Source organism: Staphylococcus sp. MSU001 (assembly GCF_052976705.1).
The window spans coordinates 66,081-88,024 of the sequence record NZ_JBRIKK010000003.1; the positions used below are offsets into that span (position 1 = coordinate 66,081).

18 protein-coding genes and 2 tRNA genes are annotated in these 21,944 nt (G+C 31.0%); all 20 read left to right on the forward strand.

Annotation, left to right across the window (positions count from 1 at the left end):
* Positions 1-83 precede the first annotated feature (83 nt).
* Positions 84-1,484, forward strand: a complete 1,401-nt coding sequence (dnaB, locus tag ACVBFA_RS02265; RefSeq protein WP_001831779.1) for a replicative DNA helicase — start codon at positions 84-86, stop codon at positions 1,482-1,484.
* Positions 1,485-1,762: 278 nt separating this feature from the next.
* The gene (locus ACVBFA_RS02270; RefSeq protein WP_002455931.1) at positions 1,763-3,046 is read left to right on the forward strand and encodes an adenylosuccinate synthase; all 1,284 of its coding nucleotides are present in this window, start codon (positions 1,763-1,765) and stop codon (positions 3,044-3,046) included.
* Positions 3,047-3,463: 417 nt separating this feature from the next.
* Positions 3,464-3,538: transfer RNA gene (locus ACVBFA_RS02275), tRNA-Glu, on the forward strand.
* Positions 3,539-3,543: 5 nt separating this feature from the next.
* Positions 3,544-3,616 (forward strand) — tRNA-Asp (locus ACVBFA_RS02280).
* A gap of 474 nt (positions 3,617-4,090) precedes the next feature.
* The gene (gene yycF / locus ACVBFA_RS02285) at positions 4,091-4,792 is read left to right on the forward strand and encodes a response regulator YycF (RefSeq protein ID WP_001831816.1); all 702 of its coding nucleotides are present in this window, start codon (positions 4,091-4,093) and stop codon (positions 4,790-4,792) included.
* A 12-nt stretch (positions 4,793-4,804) separates the two neighbouring features.
* Positions 4,805-6,637, forward strand: a complete 1,833-nt coding sequence (gene walK, locus ACVBFA_RS02290) for a cell wall metabolism sensor histidine kinase WalK (RefSeq protein WP_126122285.1) — start codon at positions 4,805-4,807, stop codon at positions 6,635-6,637.
* The gene (locus tag ACVBFA_RS02295; RefSeq protein WP_001831744.1) at positions 6,630-7,967 is read left to right on the forward strand and encodes a YycH family regulatory protein; all 1,338 of its coding nucleotides are present in this window, start codon (positions 6,630-6,632) and stop codon (positions 7,965-7,967) included. The genes walK and ACVBFA_RS02295 overlap by 8 nt, the downstream gene beginning before the upstream one ends.
* Complete coding sequence (locus ACVBFA_RS02300; protein WP_002474930.1) at positions 7,968-8,759, forward strand: two-component system regulatory protein YycI; 792 nt, start codon at positions 7,968-7,970, stop codon at positions 8,757-8,759.
* 29 nt (positions 8,760-8,788) lie between these two features.
* Positions 8,789-8,926 (forward strand): hypothetical protein, encoded by a 138-nt coding sequence (locus tag ACVBFA_RS02305; RefSeq protein WP_157977666.1) that lies wholly within the window; start codon positions 8,789-8,791, stop codon positions 8,924-8,926.
* A 456-nt stretch (positions 8,927-9,382) separates the two neighbouring features.
* Positions 9,383-10,183 carry an MBL fold metallo-hydrolase gene (locus ACVBFA_RS02310; protein ID WP_002501606.1) on the forward strand — a complete coding sequence of 267 codons (801 nt, stop codon included), beginning with the start codon at positions 9,383-9,385 and terminating at the stop codon, positions 10,181-10,183.
* Between the two features lie 1,032 nt (positions 10,184-11,215).
* Complete coding sequence (gene rlmH / locus ACVBFA_RS02315; RefSeq protein ID WP_002494607.1) at positions 11,216-11,695, forward strand: 23S rRNA (pseudouridine(1915)-N(3))-methyltransferase RlmH; 480 nt, start codon at positions 11,216-11,218, stop codon at positions 11,693-11,695.
* A 145-nt stretch (positions 11,696-11,840) separates the two neighbouring features.
* Complete coding sequence (locus ACVBFA_RS02320; protein WP_447158769.1) at positions 11,841-13,727, forward strand: hypothetical protein; 1,887 nt, start codon at positions 11,841-11,843, stop codon at positions 13,725-13,727.
* A gap of 469 nt (positions 13,728-14,196) precedes the next feature.
* Positions 14,197-15,345: an HNH endonuclease signature motif containing protein gene (locus ACVBFA_RS02325; protein WP_099606511.1), complete on the forward strand. Its 1,149-nt coding sequence runs from the start codon at positions 14,197-14,199 to the stop codon at positions 15,343-15,345.
* Positions 15,326-15,622 (forward strand): nucleotidyltransferase domain-containing protein, encoded by a 297-nt coding sequence (locus ACVBFA_RS02330; protein ID WP_062837789.1) that lies wholly within the window; start codon positions 15,326-15,328, stop codon positions 15,620-15,622. The genes ACVBFA_RS02325 and ACVBFA_RS02330 overlap by 20 nt, the downstream gene beginning before the upstream one ends.
* 410 nt (positions 15,623-16,032) lie before the next feature.
* The gene (locus ACVBFA_RS02335; RefSeq protein ID WP_237638895.1) at positions 16,033-16,290 is read left to right on the forward strand and encodes a hypothetical protein; all 258 of its coding nucleotides are present in this window, start codon (positions 16,033-16,035) and stop codon (positions 16,288-16,290) included.
* 1,103 nt (positions 16,291-17,393) lie between these two features.
* The gene (locus ACVBFA_RS02340) at positions 17,394-18,173 is read left to right on the forward strand and encodes a tandem-type lipoprotein (RefSeq protein ID WP_099606512.1); all 780 of its coding nucleotides are present in this window, start codon (positions 17,394-17,396) and stop codon (positions 18,171-18,173) included.
* Positions 18,174-18,307: 134 nt separating this feature from the next.
* A complete protein-coding gene (locus tag ACVBFA_RS02345; RefSeq protein ID WP_237638896.1) occupies positions 18,308-18,541 on the forward strand; it encodes a hypothetical protein in 234 nt (77 codons plus the stop codon).
* Complete coding sequence (locus tag ACVBFA_RS02350) at positions 18,535-18,984, forward strand: hypothetical protein (protein WP_237638897.1); 450 nt, start codon at positions 18,535-18,537, stop codon at positions 18,982-18,984. Before ACVBFA_RS02345 ends, ACVBFA_RS02350 begins: the two co-directional genes overlap by 7 nt.
* Positions 18,985-19,557: 573 nt before the next feature.
* On the forward strand, positions 19,558-21,288 hold the full coding sequence (locus ACVBFA_RS02355; protein WP_447158770.1) for a DUF2075 domain-containing protein: 1,731 nt from the start codon (positions 19,558-19,560) through the stop codon (positions 21,286-21,288).
* The gene (locus ACVBFA_RS02360) at positions 21,281-21,622 is read left to right on the forward strand and encodes a nucleotide pyrophosphohydrolase (protein ID WP_126122654.1); all 342 of its coding nucleotides are present in this window, start codon (positions 21,281-21,283) and stop codon (positions 21,620-21,622) included. Before ACVBFA_RS02355 ends, ACVBFA_RS02360 begins: the two co-directional genes overlap by 8 nt.
* The last annotated feature ends 322 nt before the right edge of the window (positions 21,623-21,944 follow it).

Below are 21,944 nucleotides of genomic sequence, written 5' to 3' on the forward strand. Positions count from 1 at the left end.
TGAAATACCTGTAGTGTATCTCGTGATAATATCAGATGACGATAAAATAAAAGATGGATTGAAATAAGAGGTGTAAGTAGATAATGGATGGAATGTATGAGCAAAATCAAATGCCACATAGCAATGAAGCTGAACAATCTGTCTTAGGTGCCATTATTATAGATCCAGAACTCATTAATACTACTCAGGAAGTTTTGCTTCCTGAGTCGTTTTATAGAGGCGCCCATCAACATATTTTTCGAGCAATGATGCACCTAAATGAGGATAATAAAGAAATTGATGTTGTCACATTGATGGATCAATTATCAAGTGAAGGTAGCTTAAACGAAGCGGGTGGCCCTCAATATCTCGCCGAACTATCGACGAGTGTACCGACAACGCGAAACGTTCAGTACTATACGGATATCGTTTTTAAACATGCGTTGAAACGGAAACTTATTCAAACTGCTGATAGTATAGCGAATGATGGCTATAATGATGAATTAGAATTAGATACGATTTTAAGTGACGCCGAACGACGTATTTTAGAACTATCTTCTACAAGAGAAAGTGATGGTTTTAAAGATATTAGAGATGTCTTAGGACAGGTATACGAAACCGCAGAAGAACTTGACCAAAATAGTGGTCAAACACCAGGTATTCCAACTGGTTATCGTGACTTAGACCAAATGACTGCTGGTTTTAACCGTAATGATTTAATCATTCTAGCGGCACGTCCTTCAGTAGGTAAGACTGCCTTTGCCTTAAATATTGCGCAAAAGGTTGCCACGCATGAAGATATGTATACTGTCGGTATCTTCTCACTTGAGATGGGCGCCGACCAATTGGCAACACGTATGATTTGTAGTTCTGGTAACGTTGATTCCAATCGTTTAAGAACTGGGACGATGACTGAAGAAGATTGGAGTCGCTTTACGATTGCGGTAGGTAAGCTATCACGAACTAAAATCTTCATAGACGATACGCCAGGTATCCGTATCAATGATTTACGTTCTAAATGTCGTCGACTCAAACAAGAGCACGGTCTTGATATGATTGTGATTGATTATCTACAATTGATTCAAGGAAGCGGATCACGTTTCTCAGATAACCGTCAACAAGAAGTTTCAGAGATTTCACGTACACTTAAGGCGATTGCACGTGAATTAGAATGTCCAGTTATTGCACTGAGTCAGTTATCACGTGGCGTTGAACAACGACAAGACAAACGTCCTATGATGAGTGATATTCGTGAATCTGGGTCTATAGAACAAGATGCCGACATCGTCGCTTTCTTATATCGTGATGATTATTATAATCGTGGTGAAGGTGATGAAGATGATGACGATGCTGGTTTTGAACCACAGACAAATGATGATAACGGTGAAATTGAAATCATCATCGCCAAGCAGCGTAACGGTCCAACAGGTACTGTGAAACTTCACTTTATGAAACAATACAATAAATTTACAGATATTGATTATGCTCATGCAGATATGTCATAAAAAATATTTTTCCGTACAATAATTGTTAAAAACTATTTATTGTACGGTTTTTATTTTGTTTTTCTCTTTTGAAAATGTGGGAAGTATGTGTATGCATTTTACTTAGACATCCTTTAAACAACTGTCATAGAAACGTTTGGAAGTGATTTTACACAGAAAATATACTGAAAGATGATGCGTTATCGAACGCTGATTAATGTTCGATTTTTATTTGCAAATTCAAAATCATATTGGTAAAATACCTAGTGGTTAAACGAGAAAAACTTGGAGGTGCTCATATGTCATCAATCGTAGTAGTTGGGACACAATGGGGAGACGAAGGTAAAGGTAAAATAACAGACTTTTTAGCAGAGCAAGCAGACGTAATTGCTAGATTTTCTGGTGGTAACAATGCGGGACATACGATTCAATTTGGTGGAGAAACTTACAAATTACACTTAGTACCATCAGGTATCTTTTATAAAGATAAATTAGCTGTAATCGGTAACGGTGTAGTTGTAGATCCAGTCGCATTATTAAAAGAATTAGATGGGTTAAATGAACGTGGCATTTCAACTGACAACCTACGTATCTCAAATCGCGCACAAGTCATTTTACCTTATCACCTAGCTCAAGACGAATATGAAGAACGTCGTCGTGGCGATAATAAAATCGGTACAACGAAAAAAGGTATCGGCCCAGCATACGTAGATAAAGCACAACGTATCGGTATTCGCATGGCAGACTTATTAGAAAAGGAAACATTCGAACGCCGACTCAAAGAAAATATTGAATATAAAAACGCATACTTTAAAGGCATGTTTAATGAAACTTGTCCAACATTCGATGAAATCTTTGATGAATATTATGCTGCAGGTCAACGTTTAAAAGACTATGTGACAGACACAGCTAAAATTTTAGACGATGCAAATGTGGCTGATGAAAAGGTATTATTCGAAGGGGCACAAGGTGTCATGTTAGATATTGACCATGGTACATACCCATTCGTTACATCTAGTAATCCAGTTGCAGGTAACGTTACAGTAGGTACAGGTGTTGGCCCAACATCAGTGTCTAAAGTGATTGGTGTATGTAAATCATATACATCTCGTGTGGGTGACGGTCCATTCCCAACTGAACTCTTTGATGAAGATGGCCATCATATTAGAGAAGTGGGTCGTGAATATGGTACAACTACTGGACGTCCACGTCGTGTAGGTTGGTTTGACTCAGTTGTATTACGTCATTCACGTCGTGTAAGTGGTATCACAGATCTTTCAATTAACTCCATCGACGTCTTAACAGGATTAGACACAGTTAAAATTTGTACTGCTTACGAATTAGATGGTGAAAAAATTACTGAATACCCAGCAAACTTAGATCAATTAAGACGTTGTAAACCTATCTTCGAAGAGCTTCCAGGTTGGACTGAAGATATTACAGGTTGCCGTAGTTTAGATGAACTCCCTGAGAATGCACGTAATTACTTAGAGCGTATTTCAGAATTATGCGGTGTCCATATTTCAATCTTCTCAGTAGGTCCAGACCGCGAACAAACGAATTTATTAGAGCAACTTTGGTAGAATAAAGCATCAAGAAAGCATGTGAGTTTTGTTTAATTAGAGCATTGAGCGAAATGATTAATATCATTCTTAGTGCTTGCTATATGCATGAAAGTAAAAAAGCTTTCTAACTCATATCTATCAATATTTGCAGTGAATCATCTTTAAACAAGCGGCCACAACATAATGGTCGCTTGTTATTTATTTTGGAGTAGGTCAATGACTTTCATCTCCTTTTGTTCTACTCCAGTTTTATTTTAAAACAGCAATTTGAAATGAGTTTTGAATGAAATCAATGGTTTTATTCTTCTCCACAGTAAGCTTCATAGCATGATTGTGTTGGTTGATTAACGAAACAAAAATATTATTAAATTTATGTAAAAAATATCTTGTCATCAAAAGTAGAGCTATGCTATAATCTATCTTGTGCTTAAGAACGGCTCCTTGGTCAAGCGGTTAAGACACCGCCCTTTCACGGCGGTAACACGGGTTCGAGTCCCGTAGGAGTCACCATTCTAGGTCCCGTAGTGTAGCGGTTAACACGCCTGCCTGTCACGCAGGAGATCGCGGGTTCGATTCCCGTCGGGACCGTATTGCCTACCCAATAGGGTAGGCATTTTTTTATGCTTTTTTACATACAACAATGTACCTTCACTTTATTAATCTTTCTGATTCACACTACCTACTTTTTTAACATGCAATGAAAACTTAATATTCCTATACATGCTTATATTTCTATCATTACAAACACTGTCATTACTGCACTTTTACATATACGAAAACGATAAAATATGATGATAAAGCTAAACAAAAGCGTCAAGCATATTGCAAAAGTCTAACTTATTTTGCGGAACTGTATTTCAATGGTAAAATTATAAATAATATTATTCTATAATTTTAAATACTAAAATAGAATTAACCGTTCATAAATGGTAAATTATATAATAGGTAGCTATATGTTATATAGAGAACAGAATAATAATGAAGCACTTCGAAAATTTGATATAACATTAGCAATGTAAACGAACGGAAGAACTACACTTTGAGAAAAGAGGTTTATAATATATGGCTAGAAAAGTTGTTGTAGTTGACGATGAAAAACCAATTGCTGATATTTTAGAATTTAATTTAAAAAAAGAAGGTTACGACGTATATTGCGCTTATGACGGTAATGACGCAGTAGATTTAATCTATGAAGAAGAACCAGATATCGTCTTACTTGATATCATGTTACCTGGTAGAGATGGTATGGAAGTGTGTCGTGAAGTGCGTAAAAAGTATGAAATGCCAATTATCATGCTGACAGCGAAAGATTCTGAAATTGATAAAGTTTTAGGTCTTGAATTAGGTGCAGATGACTACGTAACTAAACCATTTAGTACTCGTGAACTCATCGCACGTGTGAAAGCGAACTTACGCCGTCATTATTCACAACCAGCCCAAGAAGTAAGTGGTGCGACAAATGAAATTACAATTAAAGATATTGTGATTTATCCAGATGCATATTCAATTAAAAAACGTGGAGAAGACATTGAATTAACGCATCGTGAATTCGAGCTGTTCCATTATCTTTCTAAACATATGGGTCAAGTCATGACACGTGAACACTTACTACAAACAGTGTGGGGTTACGATTATTTCGGTGATGTTCGTACTGTGGACGTAACAATTCGCCGTTTAAGAGAAAAAATTGAAGATGATCCATCTCATCCAGAATACATTGTGACACGTAGAGGCGTTGGATACTTCCTCCAACAACATGATTAGAGGGAGCGTCTTATGAAGTGGCTTAAACAACTACAATCCCTTCACACGAAACTCGTTATTGTTTATGTACTACTCATTATTATTGGTATGCAAATCATCGGTTTGTATTTTACGAATAGTTTAGAAAAGGAATTACTCGATAACTTCAAGAAGAACATAACACAATATGCGAAGCAATTAGACGTCAATATTGAAAAGGTTTATAAAGATAAAGATAAAGGTTCAGTCAACGCTCAAAAGGATATCCAAGACCTTTTGAATGAATATGCGAATCGCCAAGAAATAGGAGAAATACGCTTTATTGATAAAGACCAAATCATCATGGCAACAACTAAGCAGTCTAACCGTGGTCTTATCAATCAAAAGGTTAACGACGGTTCAGTTCAAAAGGCGCTCTCCTTAGGACAAACGAATGATCATATGGTTCTTAAGGATTACGGAAGTGGTAAAGAGCGTGTTTGGGTATATAATATACCGGTTAAAGTCGATAAACAGACAATCGGTGATATATACATAGAATCGAAAATTAATGATGTATACAATCAGCTGAACAACATTAATCAGATATTCATCGTAGGGACAGCGATATCACTATTTATTACAGTGATACTAGGATTCTTCATTGCACGAACGATTACTAAGCCGATAACCGATATGCGTAACCAAACCGTTGAGATGTCTAAAGGTAACTACACGCAACGAGTGAAGATATACGGTAATGATGAAATCGGTGAGCTCGCGCTTGCCTTCAATAACTTATCGAAACGTGTCCAAGAAGCACAAGCGAATACAGAAAGTGAGAAACGTCGTCTAGATTCTGTTATCACACATATGAGCGATGGTATTCTTGCGACAGATCGTCGTGGACGTGTACGTATTGCAAACGACATGGCGCTGAAAATGCTCGGTCTCGCAAAAGAAGATGTCATCGGCTACTACATGCTTGGTGTCCTTAACTTAGAAAATGAATTCTCATTAGAAGAAATTCAAGAAAATAGTGATTCCTTCTTGTTAGATATTAACGAAGAAGAAGGCATTATTGCACGCGTAAACTTTAGTACGATTGTACAAGAAACAGGTTTCGTGACAGGTTACATTGCCGTACTACATGATGTCACAGAACAACAACAAGTCGAACGTGAACGTCGCGAATTCGTTGCAAATGTTTCACACGAATTACGTACACCACTGACATCGATGAATAGCTATATCGAAGCACTTGAAGAAGGTGCTTGGCAAGATAAAGAATTGGCACCATCATTCCTATCTGTCACATGCGAAGAGACTGAACGTATGATTCGTTTAGTGAATGATTTACTTCAATTATCTAAAATGGATAATGAGTCAGATCAAATTACGAAAGAAATTATCGACTTCAATATGTTTATCAACAAAATTATTAACCGTCATGAAATGGCAGCGAAAGATACAACATTCGTACGCGAAATTCCACAGCAAACCATCTTTGCTGAAATCGATCCAGACAAGATGACACAAGTATTTGATAATGTCATTACCAATGCAATGAAATATTCACGTGGCGAGAAACGTGTTGAGTTTCATGTGAAACAAAATGCACTTTACAATAGAATGACGATTCGTATTAAAGATAATGGTATTGGAATACCGATTAACAAAGTAGATAAAATATTTGATAGATTCTATCGTGTAGATAAAGCACGTACACGTAAGATGGGTGGTACAGGACTTGGTCTAGCTATTTCCAAAGAGATTGTCGAAGCACATAACGGTCGAATTTGGGCTAACAGTGTAGAAGGACAAGGTACGTCAATCTTTATTACACTTCCTTGCGAAATCATTGAAGACGGTGATTGGGATGAATAACAAAGAACATACTAAATCAATTATTTTAGTCCTACTCGTCTTGATGAGTATCGTTTTGACATACATGGTCTGGAACTTTTCTCCAGACCTTTCAAATATTGATAACACGGATAATAGTAAAAGTGATAAGCCTAAACCACTTACTAAACCAATGACTGCAGAAATGGAAGGAACAATCACACCATTTCAAATCGTGCATTCTAGAGATGATAAATCTCAAGGAACAGTAGCATCAGGTGCAGTCTTAGATAAGATGATTCAACCTTTAAAGAATCAAGAAGTTAAATCTGTATCACATCTGAAAAGGGAACATAACCTTGTTATCCCTGAACTAAGCAACGACTTTATCGTCCTAGATTTCACATATGATTTGCCACTTTCAACATATTTAAGTCAAGTACTCGATATCGATGCGAAAGTGCCGAATAACTTTAATTTTGATCGCCTTCTTATCGATCAAGATCATAATAACCACGTCGTACTATATGCGATTAGCAAAGACCGTCATGAAGTAGTTAAACTTAAGACAACCATGAAAGGGAATAATGTTGACAAAGCTTTTAAAAGTATCGAACCTGACATGCAGCCCTATACGGAAATCATCACGAATAAAGATACAATCGACAAAGCAACACACGTGTTTGCACCAAGCAAACCGAAAGACTTAAAGACGTATCGCATGGTCTTCAATACGATTAGTGTTGAACGCATGAACTCAATACTATTTGATGATTCAACGATTGTTCGTAGCTCTCAAAGTGGTACGACAACATACAACAACAATACTGGTGTCGCCAACTACAATGATAAAGATGAAATGTATCATTATAAGAATTTATCTGAAGACGCAAAAAGTTCAAGCAACATGCAAGAAACCATCCCAGGCACATACGAGTTTATAAATAGTCATGGTGGCTTCTTAAATGAAGATTATCGCCTATTTAAAACAGATAATAGAACGGGGAAACTCACATATCAACGATTCCTCAACGGGCACCCAACGTTTAATAAACAGAACTTCAATGAAATCCAAGTCACATGGGGAGATAAAGGCGTTTACGATTATCAACGTTCGCTACTTAAGACGGACGTCACACTGAACAGTGAAGAATCTAAATCTGTCCCTACCGTTGAGTCCGTGCGTTCTGCATTAGCCAACCATCCTGATATTGATTTTGAAAAGGTAACGAACATTGCGATTGGTTATGATATGGACGACAAGGCAAATAACGAAGATATTGAAGTTCAACGTAACTGTGAATTAATACCACGTTGGTTTGTAGAATACGATGGCAATTGGTATGCCTATAAAGATGGGAGGCTTGAATAAATGAACTGGAAACTCACGAAGACACTTTTCATTTTCGTTTTTATTCTTGTGAACATCTTTTTAGTCATCGTTTATATTGATAAAGTGAATAAATCACAAGTTAATGACTCGGAAAAGGTAAACGAGGTCAACTTTCAACAAGAAGAAATTGACGTGCCCAAGGATGTCTTGAATCAAAGCGTGAAAGATACTGAACTTGAACAAATTACTGCCCGTTCAAAGAATTTCTCAAGTTATGCGAAAGATCATTCAAGCATGCAAACGTCTGATTCCGATAAAACACTTGAAGGAGATATTGATAAAGGCGTTCAAGTGAGTGATAAGAACTTACAAGATATCAAAGAGTACATTGCTAAGAAAATCTTTAACGGTAAAGAGTATCAATTAAGTGATTTAACTAAAGACAAAGTCACTTACGAACAAACGTATAAAGATTATCCAATTATGAATAATAGTAAAGCACGCCTAACGTTTAATTTGAGCGATGGCAAGGCGACAAGCTATAAACAGACAGCGATGGATGATATACAAGTAGCTAAAGGTTCAAATAGCACGAAGAAGCAAGTCATCACGCCGCGTAAAGCTATTGAAGCCCTTTATTACAACAGATATCTAAAACAAAATGATCAAGTGCTTGACGCACGCCTAGGCTATTATTCAGTTGTAAAGGAAACAAACGTTCAATTACTCCAACCTAACTGGGAAATTAAAGTAAAACATAAAGGCAAGGATGAAGTTCAAACCTATTATGTAGAAGCTACAAATCATAATCCGAAAGTGATTGATTATTAGAGGTTATTGATGAGTGACGTGACGTTTGAATGAAACCGCCAAGCGATAGCATAGAAGGTTACGTTAATTTGTACTGTCTAGAGCAAACTTTGGCGTATTTATGTTGGAAGTCATTTATCGAACCAACGACATGTGATGAGTTACAGATTAATTATGAAGCTATATAAGATGATATAAACTAAGCCTGAGACACCGATGAGTGATTTCAGGCTTTTTTAAGTATTGAAAGTGCTTGAGTAATCAAATAGGGTGGATATCAAAAATGATGTTGGTTGATATGTTAGGTCGTTTAAGAGGATGCAATGCCAGGCTCAATATCAAGGTAGTTATGAAGCGGTGTACCATTTTAAGAGGTGAATGACTGTCTTCGATAAACGGACTATTGGAACTCAACTTTTAAAATTGATATAGTATAATATAAAGGAAATTTAGAGGACGTGACGTTTCGATATTTGAATAACTGTATTAAGGAATGTCAAAACTTTAAAATATCTACGCAATTTAGGATAAAAAATCAACATTGAGTGAAAGCCAACTTAGTCGAAGCATCTCAATAAAGCGTAAGACACTCGAGTTCCCCCGCACCCCTATAAACAAAATAACTATGGTACATATGAGAAAGGATGAGTCGCTTGATACGTATGAGTGTATTAGCAAGTGGTAGTACAGGTAACGCCACTTACGTAGAAAGTGAGAAAGGTAGCCTACTCGTCGATGTAGGTTTAACTGGCAAGAAGATGGAAGAACTTTTCAGCCAAATCGACAGAAGCATTAAGGATTTAAACGGAATATTAGTGACACATGAACACATCGACCATATTAAAGGTCTTGGTGTCTTAGCACGTAAATATAAACTTCCAATTTACGCGAATGAGAATACATGGAAAGCGATAGAGAAGAAAGATAGTCGCATTCCAATGGATCAGAAATTTATCTTTAATCCATATGAAACGAAATCTCTTGCAGGATTTGATATAGAATCATTTAACGTGTCACATGACGCGATTGATCCACAATTCTACATCTTCCACAATAACTATAAGAAATTCACGATGATTACTGACACAGGTTACGTTTCAGATCGTATGAAAGGTATGATTCAAGGTAGTGATGTCTTTATGTTTGAAAGTAATCACGACGTCGATATGTTACGCATGTGTCGCTATCCATGGAAGACGAAACAACGTATTTTAAGTGATATGGGTCACGTATCCAATGAAGATGCAGGCCTTGCGATGAGTGATGTCATTACAGGTAATACGAAACGTATATACCTTTCTCATTTATCACAAGACAATAATATGAAAGACCTCGCACGCATGAGTGTTGGACAAGTGCTCAACGAACACGATATCGATACAGAGAAAGAAGTATTGCTTTGCGATACCGATAAAGCACAAGCCACACCGATTTATACACTATAATTGAATAGAGGTAAGACAAACGACCTACTTAAGTATTGCGCTTAAGTAGGTTATTTTTTTGGAAAAAGATTTCAGGAGAAGTGCAGGGAATGATTACGTGTTAGTTTAAACGGGCTAGTGCATTAGGAATTTTTTTAATGAAATGAAAATGCACCGTGGTCGAGGGCAAACGATGTCTTACACGCTTTGTGATTTATATTACATTTCCTAATTGATAAAAAAGTAATGTTGTAAAAATATGAATAAATAAAATATTAAGACTCTCATAAAAGCTTAAATATAAAGTTACAATTTAAAACATTTATAAATTGTAACAAAATAAAAATTGGAATTTAAATAATATTTAAATATATTGTATTTATAGTTAGTGGTCATGCTATTTAATATAAAAATGAGTTTCTATGTTCAACACATGTATGATTTAAAGCAATAAATGATTTACCGCTGCTTTCATAGTTATGTTGTAACTCAAAGCATTGTCATGTGAGAGTTTATCAAGTCAATATCATCGTAGTTAATATGAATTCATTTAATTGATCACATGCTTAATTGAGGTGAAAGCGAATTACTCACATATTTGATTGAATGTCGTAGTGATGATTGATTAGACTCAGGTAGGGGTGATACATATACTGCTAGATGATAGCTCACTTACATAAAGATAATGATGATATTAATTTAGGGTTAAAAAGATGTGTGTGGAAAACTAGGATATCAATGATGATATATGTAGTAAGTAAGTCTAAAAGGTCTGTGATATAGGGAATAATTGTAAAAATAACGTTAAGACGACCGTAAAGTTATCCACTGATTAGGCAATAGTTATCCAGAAATGTGTACAATACACACATAAATACCCACATTATTCACAGACTTATCCACAAATTCACAAGATATTTCTTTGAATCTGTGTATAATTCTTAAAAAACACTAAGAAAATGTTAATTTAATTGTTATACTAAGAGGGAATTGTGTGCACAAGTGTATAACTTGTGGATAACTCGAATAAATTATGTTCTTACGGAGGATAAAATGAAGATTACTATCTTATCAGTTGGAAAACTAAAAGAAAAATATTGGAAGCAAGCCATTGCAGAATATGAAAAAAGATTAGGGCCTTACACGAAAATCGAATTAATAGAAGTACCAGATGAAAAAGCACCTGAAAATATGAGCGACAAAGAAATTGAACAAGTCAAAGAAAAAGAAGGCCAACGTCTACTCAATAAGATTAAACCTCAATCCACAGTAATCACGTTGGAAATCAAAGGCAAAATGTTGTCTTCAGAAGGACTCGCTAAAGAACTACAAACACGCATGACACAAGGTCAAAGCGACTTTACATTTGTCATAGGTGGCTCCAATGGTTTACACCAAGACGTCTTACAACGCAGCAACTATGCTTTATCATTCAGCAATATGACTTTCCCACATCAAATGATGCGCGTCATATTAATCGAACAAATTTATCGCGCATTTAAGATCATGAGAGGCGAAGTGTATCATAAATGATGCGGTTTTATGTCAGCTATTAATAAAGTTATTTTGATTTTATTGAAACGTATTAGATTATATATGAATTACTTTTGTTAAATAATTTTTATTGTCACATTTGATAATATATCATTTAATATAATAATTAATAGCAGGTGATTAAATGAAGTATTTTAAATTTTATGAAAATAGTTATTTGAATAAAAATATTATAGAATGTTTTATTTCTAATATTGAAAAAAACGGAATAGAAAATATAAATATAAATGAAATTTTGGAATTATATAATTATGTATTATACATCGAATATAATGATATATGTAATAAAAAGTTAACACGATGTAAAACTATTATTGGAAAAGGTATAAAAATTGTAGGAAGTGAAAATTTCTACGACTATGAATGTATAGATATTCAATATATAAATGATTTTTGGGATGTTTTTGTGAATTTTAAACTAATTGAAAACATAAATGAAGATCAATTTAGTTACTACTACAATAGATATATAAAGAAGTTAAATACAATTTTGACTAAAAAGAAAATTGTAGATAAATACGATAATTTTATAAAAAGAACTATTTTAAATAACCCTCGATATTTAGAGTTATTTATTCAAGAATTTGATAATGATACAAATATTTATATCCCTAAGTCTTTTAATATAAGCGATTTTAATGATTTAATAGATAGATATCTTGAATTTAAAAGATTAAATTTATTTACGCTTGAAGTTATATCCAAAAACACAAAAATTAGAGATTTTAAAATAGATTATAAAAATAAAGTGAAAGCTAGAAACTTACTTAAATTAGAAAATGAAAAGATTTTTCAAAAAAATAATTATATGAGATTTTCATTTAATATAATTATGGATGAAAATGTAAAACAAATAGTTAGCTATAATTTTAATGATCAAAATGAATTAACAATTACTATGAATAAAAGATTTTTAAAAGAATATACAGATTTAAGAATGGTATTAAATAATATAATTGATTTAATAGGTATTGTTAATGGAAATGGAATTTTTAATTTTGTAATAAATTACGATGATAATAACTTTTTAAATAAATTACAAAAATTTACTAAAGAAAGTTATAAAGTGTACTTTGAACAAGAATACATGATTAATATATATAAATCGTTATTTATGATTTATTATGACTTATTAAACTTTAAAGGTATTGAACTAACAAATATTTATGCAGCATATTTTAATGAATATGTACCTGAAGAATTTAATATTAATTCTTTCTTTATTGAAGAAATTCCTACACATATCGATTTTCATGACAAAATAATCATATTATTGACACGATTTGAGAGTTTAATTAAACAATTTTATTTAATTAGAAAAGAACATGAAATTTTTGATGAGCAATTTGAAGCTTTAGGAGATCAGGTGAGTTATGACAATTTAACTTCATTTATACAAGATAAGTATTTTTATTTGAGTAATGACACAATCGCAAAAATATGTGAAAATCTTTTCTCCAATTCAACTATTTTTTCTTTCTATAGTAAAAAAGAAAAAACATATAAATGTTTAGCAGAAAAAATATTTGAAGGTCTTGAATATAATGAATTGAATAACGTTCAAAAAAAATATATTGATTTTCTTGAATCAGAAAAAATAGTTTTGATTGAAAATAACAAAAAAATAGAGTTTGAAAACGAACGTTATATTATTCTTATTTTCAAAATTTGGAAGTATGGGTATTTGAATTCTATTTATTTAAATGATGATGAACTTAATATTCTTTATGAGGGAGTTAAAAAAAAATATTTTAAAACCTCTAATTTGCTTTTTTCAAAAAGTGAGTTAGATTATTTAAAATATATATTAGACAATAAAAATTTTGATAATTCTTTAGGTCTAAGAAATAAATACATTCATGGAAAATTTTCTAGAATTTCAGAGAAAGAAAATGATTCGGATATTCATAAATTTAATTATATAGAGATTCTTATAGTAGTATTTTTATTTATTGTGAAAGTTAATGAAGAATTAGAATTTGCTAGTTTAACTGGCATAGAATTAAAATAAAGGAGTTGAATTTTGAGATGAGAAAAAGTGAAAGAATACAACTAATGATATAAAGTTAAGTAATTTAAAGAGCTTAGTATAGGGAAAGATATGAAATATGAACGCACCTAAGCTGTCATCAGCACTTTAAGAAAATGATAAAGTCGTGAGAGAAACATATCTATTTACCTTGAAAAATTATGGGCGAATTAAAAGTGTAAGACAATAAGTGAAATTCAATAAAAAATACGAGAGTCTGTGACATAATTCCTAGAAAAATAGAGTACGATACTTAAATATTTATCTTAGGCATTTAAAACATGACAGTCGAAGATTGAAAAGGAAATACTCTATATCCAACTTTTTTTGTTCTAATCATTGTTGTCGAGGGAGTAATAATTCAAAATACTAATAAATATTTCATAGCCAGCATAGCTTAATTTTTAATATAAATATTATATTTTAAAAACATAAAAAAGGAGAATTATAGATGAATAGAAAAAAGATACCTATAAAAGTTGAAAGAAGTTTATATGCTGAATCATTAGGGGTTTGTTTAAATCCTGAATGCAAGGAAAAAATAGTTAATTTTGATTTAGATATAAGTGAGAAAGCTCATATAATTGAATATTGTCAATCTCAAGATAATAGTTATGAAAATTTAATAATATTATGCCCGAATTGTCATACCCGTTTTGATAAAAATAAAGAATTTACTATAGAAGAAATAAAAAGTTGGAAAAAAGAAAGAAAAAATGATTTAAATAAAATAATAGAAAAAAAATTCTTAAGCTTTGAAGAATTGGAAAAGGAAGTAAGACCTATTTTGTTGGAAAATCAATTAATTTACAACAATTATTATTTAGATAGTAATAAAAATCAATGGGAAAAATTTGAAAAAAACATTATAGTTAATAACAGTAAAATAAAAAACTTGATAAACAAAAATAGACATTTATTTGAAGATTATAAGTATAGTGATGATTCTAATAGAAAAACAATAAACAATTTTATTTTACACGTTGATGAGTTCCAAAGAAGTCGGTCTGATGAGGAAAAAATACGTAAAATGTTATATCCAAAAAAATTAAATTCAATATTTGGTATCGAACAAGATTTTCACGAATCATTTTTGCAATCAGTTGCATCTATAGAAAGTTTAATAAGTGTATATTTAAGAAATAATAAATTTGATCATGTAAATTTGGCAAAAGAAAGACCATATATACAATTAAATAAATTAGGAGAAAATGAAAAAATATATTTAGATAATTTACCTCGATTAAAACAATTATGTCATTCTCATAAGTGTTTTAGAAAAACTAAAGTTAGAATGGACGATTTGAATTTTGCTTTGAAATATCTAAATAACAATAAAATTACATTTCATTTCAAAGCGTTACCTAGTTTAAGAGAAATAATTATCAATTCTTATAATATAGTGTTTGTATACGAATATTGTTTGACACAAGAATACTTATATAGGAAAGCTTTTTCACAAGGCACAATTGTTGTTAATTTACATGGTTGGAATGATGATAAAAGTATATCTAAAGAGGCTAGAGAGCTTGCTTCTACTATGGAAATAAAATTACTAACTAAAAACGAGTATTTTTCTTATGTTCATAAAATTAAATAATAATAAATTTAAAAAAGAAATGGAATTTTATAAAACTTTTAATAGGATATATGTTTTTGGTTCTTATTTAACGGATAAAAAAAACTCAAATGATATCGATATAGTAATAATTTATAAGTATTATTCAAGTGATTTTAGAAAAGATTTGTATAAATTTAAGAAAAAGCTATCAAATTTAGTGAACTTACCTCTAGATATTACTGCTTTAAGCGAAAAAGAAGAAAAAGACGTTAATTTTATTGATGAATTAAATAATAATTATATAGTGTTAAAATAATATTATATATTAAGTTGGAAAGATTAGAGAACCTAAATACTAAAAAATAACTAGGAAATGAGTTTATCATAGTTCTATATCAATATCGGTTAGTCATGAAAAAAGTATTAAGTAAATTTACTCAGCTGTCAGTATTTTTATACATTCACTTATGAATACCTAGAAATAAAATTATTAGTCATTTCTAATTATGAATGGAGGTTATTTTTGGGAAAAAATATTATATTGGTTCCTCATACTTATAGAAAGTTTGTACATATTGAATTGCAAGATGCTAATCTGATGTTGTATTTCGATGGTTTAAAAAAAGATTAAAATGAAGACCCTTATATTTTTATATAGTTTTTGTCACGCGACAACTTCTATGTCTAAAGATGTATTATCAGATAATATAAGACCCATTTTTTTGTATGACAAAAGATGAAGACAATCATTATATGATATATACGGTTATTGAAAGTGAAACTATTATTGAATGGCCTTTAAAAGGGGATAGAAGTAAGGAGCAATTAAAAAGATTTTTTGCTGAAAATTTAGGAGATGAAATTGATATTGATGATGTGATTGATCATCATTTACCTGGAATTTCAGAAGAAAAAAACGATTTGACTGGACATTGTAATATTATTCCCGGAACATGTATTGGAAATAAAGAGGGTAGCTATTAACCATTAATAACATATGGAGAAAATTACAAATCCTTTACTTTTAATAAAGAATACAGCCAAAAAATACAAAATCTATTTAAAACTGACAAAAATACAGGAAACTATGTAGTAAAAAGAATACTCCTAGAATTTGTGATGATAGTAATAAAATGAAGGATTATATTCTGAACTCAAAAATAAAAGAGGTAAAAAAGGTCCAATTGAACTAAAAATAAATAAGTCATTAAATGAATTATAACGTATTAAATCACTTTTTTATTATAAAAAATGATTATAAAACTATAGCTCCCCATCTTACCTACACATTTTCGTGTGGGTAAGATGGGGAGGTTTTTAATTTAATCTTTATCAACATCCAATCATTTTTTCAACTTTTTAAAATCACACGCCCCATTTTCTTTCATTATTTGCTCAAGTCTTTCTATAATTCTTGTTCAATTAAGTCGAAATGTGTATTAAGCAGGTCTCGTTGTTCATTTAAGACTCCTAGGTGTGTATACAACAAAGTTTAGACATCGATTTGATTTTGACAGAACATGTATGTGTTTTTTTAGGTATCCATTTATGACATTTTTAAATTGCTTAGACACTCGATAAATTCAATCATTTTGAGACCGTCGTATGAGAGAATTAACGCGTGGTATTACTATTTCTGTCGAAGTGCTTAAATTTATTCTTTTTCGTAATCACGCTGATTGTTTATATATATTTGATCATCTGAGTATACTTAATTGGCTCGTATATTACCTGAAAATAATTACGCTACACTTAAGAAAATCTCTACTAAGATGAAGCGTATAGTTTTAAACTACATGTCACTCGTATACCATTATAATTTGTCATGGTCGCACTCGTGAAATGATTACTAAAATTAATAAAACTACTTAGAAGTAAAAATAATTAGCAACCACGTAGTTATACATAAAGATGACTATGTGGTTTTCATACTATATAAACGTAACAATAATATACAAAAAATAAATTAAAATGAATGGGTGTTTATTGTTTGATAATATGAAAGAGAGATTTGCATTATAACTCAATATGTATATGTAGATACCATGATTTAAAAAAAGAATTCAAAAACAGAGAGATGTGAAAATGTGAAACATTCGAAAAAGTTACTTTTATGCATCAGTTTTTTATTAATAACGATTTTTATTGGTGGATGTGGATTTATGAATAAAGACGATAGTAAAGAAACGGAAATCAAAAAAAGTTTTAATAAGACATTAAGTATGTATCCTATCAAAAATCTTGAGGAACTATACGATAAAGAAGGTTATCGAGATGAAGAATTTGATAAAGATGATAAAGGGACATGGACACTTTACTCTGAAATGGCTATTCAACGTAAAGGTGATGACCTTGAAACAAGAAGTATGAAATTAGATATAGATAGAAATACTAGGACATCTAAAGGTGAATATATTATAAGCAAAGTCACTTATGATAAAAAAGGAAGACCCCATCATCATGATAAAAAGTATCCAATAAAAATGAAAGATAATAAAATAATTCCGATTGAAAAAAGCATTGATAATAGACTAAAAAGTGAAATAGAAAATTTTAAATTCTTTGCGCAATACGCAAACTTTAAAGATTTAAATGATTATAAAAATGGAGATATTTCATATAATCCCAATGTACCTAGCTATTCGGCAGAATATGATTTAGAAAATAATAATTACAATGTAAAACAATTAAGAAAGCGATATGATATTCCAACTAAGCAAGCACCTAAATTATTATTAAAAGGAACTGGTGATTTAAAAGAATCATCAGTGGGATATAAAGATCTTGAAATTACTTTTGTAGAAAAAAGTGGAGAAAATATATATTTTTCTGATTTTATGAACTTTAATCCAAGTAAGGGTGAGTAGTTATGGCTCAAAAAGATTATCAAATAAAAGTGGAGAGTTTAACTAATAATTCAGAAGAAACTAGTACAATATAGTCAATTAGTTAAGAAATAGAAAATGCGAATACTAATGGGTTAGATAAAAATAAAATTGAAATGCAAATACAGAAATTAAAGAATGGCAAAGAGTTTCCTTCAAATCTTGAGTATGTAGATAGCTACACGAATCCTAATAAAGAAACGACGTCAACTGCCTTTTTAAATCAAGATACAGGAAAAGTGACTGGGGGAATGGCAGGGACAAATGTATATGGGGAACAATTAAAAAATACGCTTAACCCCTTTAATTTTATTAAGGATAAACAAGAGGCAATAGATGGTCAATGCTAGATTTTGCCGCAGATGCAAACATTGTATTAAACACTATTACAGATAAAGATGCGCATTTTAAAAACACGCAACAATTTATCAAAGATATTAAAAAAGACTATGAGATAGATACGATCACAGGTCACTCTTTGGGTGGCCGTGATGCGATTATCATAGATGTTAGTAATGATATTGACAATGTGGTTGCTTATAATCCTGCACTACTAACGGTTAAAGATTTTAGAGGAATTATAAAGGGATCAATATCTAGCTTTCATGATAAAGAAAAAGATGCATATATAGAGTCGTTTATTAAAAGTTATGATGGTAACATATTAAGAATTGTTTCTGATAAGTATGAAATAAATGGCATTATAAAAAAGACTGAATATGTATTTGCAGGAAATGAAATGGTAATTAAATTAGATAAGATAGGTGAAAGTTTAAAGCAAATTATAGATTGAAAAGTCTTAATTTAAGGTGAAAAAGAGGTTTAAAAAATCAGTAGAAATACTGGTTAAATATAGTGAAGACACTTAACGAATTAATCGATAAGAGTTTTTTTAGGAATATCACTAACTCAGGAAAGCGTACCATAAGGGATAAGGTTTTTAGTGTATTAAGAAAGAACATGTACATATTATTTTAAGCAATTTTATGTTTAAGATTGTTTAAGGAGTTATTAGTTTTTCTTTAATATTATATGATACTACACAAAATAGATATATTAGATCAAATGTTTATTTGATTTTTAGGCGATTATTATATATAGAATCATTTTAATTTAATAATTTTAGTTATATATAACTTAATTTATAAAATAAATAATATTGTGAATAATCAAGGTAAATAATTGTTAGAGAATTAATTATGCAACAGTTGGATGGTTTAAGGTATTCACGTAACTTGAGTATCATGTACATAGTATACTATCTCGATGATTACAATTTTTTCTCAATAAAAATAAAAAAGTATATTAATTTAGCACAAAATTGATAAAATAGAGATGTATATATGAGAAATTGATAGGTGATATAATGGGAAACTTATTAAAAATAGAAAATATTAACTATTCATTAGAGAATTTAGATAACTCAGTGCGTAAGTGGAATACTTCAACAAATGGGAAATTTTTATTGAGATATCCGACTGTATATATCATTAATGACAAAAAGAGTGAAAATAATTTTGAAGTTTATGTGGGAGAAACAGCTGATATTAGAAATAGAACAAGACAACATCTTAATGCTGATACGAAGGCAAAATCATTTTGGGAAGATTTTTCTGAATCAAAAAAATCATCAATGTATGTGATTGGTCATGAACTATTTAATAAATCTTTGACTCTCGATATTGAAAATAGGTTAATGCAGTATTTGCTGAGTGTAGAGAATATATCTAGAGTTCATAATAGTAGAACAAATCAACAAAATGAATATTATACATCGGAAATGCTTGATGAGATATTCTCTGAAATATGGCAATCTTTAAATAAAAAAAATAAATCGTTATTTCCTATAGAAAGTATTATTAAAGATTCAGCTATATTCAAAGCATCTCCATTTCATAAATTGACACAAGAACAAATTAATGCTAAAGAAGAAATACTAACTAAAATTAAAGAAAGTATACTTTTAAATGAAGATGGACAATTAATTATTGTTGAAGGAGAAGCGGGCTCGGGTAAAACAGTTCTAATGAGTACATTACTTTATGAATTAGGAAAATATAATTTGGATTTAGATGAAAATTTAGATATTCATCTTTTAGTTAACCATAATGAGCATGTTTCTATATATAGTCAAATAGCTTCTAAATTAGGTATAGCTAATAAAAAAAATAAAATTGTTCAAAAACCTACTAGTTTTATTAATAACAACTCATCAGATGAAAAAGTAGATGTGGTTATTGTTGATGAAGCACACTTACTTTTAACTCAAGGGAAGCAAAGTTATCAAGGTAAAAATCATTTAGATGATTTATTGGCGAGAGCCAAAGTTGTGGTAATTGTATTTGATATAAAACAAGTTCTTACTACTGAACAAATTTGGGAAGTAGATAAGTTGAATGAATATTTTGATAAAGCCAAAAGTAATAGTAATCATGTAACATTGAGAAATCAAATGCGTATAAATAGTAATATTTCAACTGTTAATTGGATCAGAAATTTAGTTGATTATCAAGTAATAAATTCTATACCTAAAGATAAATTAGGATATGATATTAAAATCTTTGATACACCAGATGAGTTAGAAAAAGCTATTAAGATAAAAGCTGCACATACAGATAGTGGTATATCACGAATGCTTGCTACATTTGATTGGAAGTATGGAACCAAGCCACCTAATAATGAAGACTTTTGGAGAGTTAAAATCGGAAATTGGTCCATGCCTTGGAATTATCAATTAAAAGCTAATAGAAATCAAGCTAGTTTACCGTGGGTTGAGCAAGATCAAACAATCGATGAAATAGGCTCAACATTTACTATACAAGGTTTAGATTTAAACTTTGCGGGCGTCATTATAGGACCTTCAGTTAAATATAGAGATGGCAAAATTATTTTTGACAAAAGTGAGAGTGCTAATAAAAAAGCTACGCAAAGAAGAACGTTAAAAGACGGATCAAAACAGTATTTTTCAGAAATGCTTTTGAAGAATGAATTAAATGTCTTATTAACACGTGGTGTAAATGGCTTATATATTTATGCTGTAGATGATCAATTAAGAGAAGCACTAAAAATAGCAGCAAAGGATGAGAGCAATGGGTGAAATTAATGATATCGTGAAAGAAATTAATAAATTTAGAGATGCTCGTAACTGGAGACAATTTCATAATGAGAAAGATTTATCATTGTCCATTACTTTAGAAGCAGCTGAGTTATTGGAATTATTCCAATGGAAAACATCTGAAGAAGTAGTAGAAACTAATCGTGAAAGGTTAGCTGAAGAAATAGCAGATGTTTTAATATATAGCTATATGTTAGCAGACAATTTAAATTTTGATATTAATGATATTATCCGTGAGAAGTTAGTGAAAAACGCGGAGAAGTATCCTATAGCAAAAAGTAAAGATAACAAAATTAAGTATAATGAATTGTCTTAGAAATTTGTTTTTTAAATACTTTAATATTTTCAAATAAAAATTACCAATCCCATAAACTCCCCATATTACCTACACATTTTCGTGTGGGAATGGTGGGGATTTTTTAATTTAAACTTTATCAACATCCAATCATTTTTCAAATCACAATCCCTGTTTTTCTTCATCACACATTCGTGAATCTCTGTAATTTTTGTTCATTTAAGATTTTTAGGTTCGCGCGCAACAAGGTTCAGACATCGATTTGATTTTGATAAATCATCTTCCTTTTTTTCAGGTATCCATTTAAGGCATATTTAAATTGATTAGGCACTAGATAAATTTA

Excerpts from the sequence above, each read along its gene's own strand:
- ACVBFA_RS02300 (WP_002474930.1), top strand. The coding sequence starts at position 7,968 with ATGAACTGGAAACTCACGAAGACACTTTTCATTTTCGTTTTTATTCTT.
- ACVBFA_RS02330 (WP_062837789.1), top strand. The coding sequence starts at position 15,326 with ATGTTCATAAAATTAAATAATAATAAATTTAAAAAAGAAATGGAATTT.
- ACVBFA_RS02310 (WP_002501606.1), top strand. The coding sequence starts at position 9,383 with ATGAGTCGCTTGATACGTATGAGTGTATTAGCAAGTGGTAGTACAGGT.
- ACVBFA_RS02320 (WP_447158769.1), top strand. The coding sequence starts at position 11,841 with ATGAAGTATTTTAAATTTTATGAAAATAGTTATTTGAATAAAAATATT.
- yycF (WP_001831816.1), top strand. The coding sequence starts at position 4,091 with ATGGCTAGAAAAGTTGTTGTAGTTGACGATGAAAAACCAATTGCTGAT.
- ACVBFA_RS02360 (WP_126122654.1), top strand. The coding sequence starts at position 21,281 with ATGGGTGAAATTAATGATATCGTGAAAGAAATTAATAAATTTAGAGAT.
- ACVBFA_RS02305 (WP_157977666.1), top strand. The coding sequence starts at position 8,789 with ATGAAACCGCCAAGCGATAGCATAGAAGGTTACGTTAATTTGTACTGT.
- ACVBFA_RS02355 (WP_447158770.1), top strand. The coding sequence starts at position 19,558 with ATGGGAAACTTATTAAAAATAGAAAATATTAACTATTCATTAGAGAAT.
- ACVBFA_RS02345 (WP_237638896.1), top strand. The coding sequence starts at position 18,308 with ATGCAAATACAGAAATTAAAGAATGGCAAAGAGTTTCCTTCAAATCTT.
- rlmH (WP_002494607.1), top strand. The coding sequence starts at position 11,216 with ATGAAGATTACTATCTTATCAGTTGGAAAACTAAAAGAAAAATATTGG.
- ACVBFA_RS02270 (WP_002455931.1), top strand. The coding sequence starts at position 1,763 with ATGTCATCAATCGTAGTAGTTGGGACACAATGGGGAGACGAAGGTAAA.
- ACVBFA_RS02295 (WP_001831744.1), top strand. The coding sequence starts at position 6,630 with ATGAATAACAAAGAACATACTAAATCAATTATTTTAGTCCTACTCGTC.
- walK (WP_126122285.1), top strand. The coding sequence starts at position 4,805 with ATGAAGTGGCTTAAACAACTACAATCCCTTCACACGAAACTCGTTATT.
- ACVBFA_RS02350 (WP_237638897.1), top strand. The coding sequence starts at position 18,535 with ATGCTAGATTTTGCCGCAGATGCAAACATTGTATTAAACACTATTACA.
- dnaB (WP_001831779.1), top strand. The coding sequence starts at position 84 with ATGGATGGAATGTATGAGCAAAATCAAATGCCACATAGCAATGAAGCT.
- ACVBFA_RS02325 (WP_099606511.1), top strand. The coding sequence starts at position 14,197 with ATGAATAGAAAAAAGATACCTATAAAAGTTGAAAGAAGTTTATATGCT.
- ACVBFA_RS02335 (WP_237638895.1), top strand. The coding sequence starts at position 16,033 with ATGACAAAAGATGAAGACAATCATTATATGATATATACGGTTATTGAA.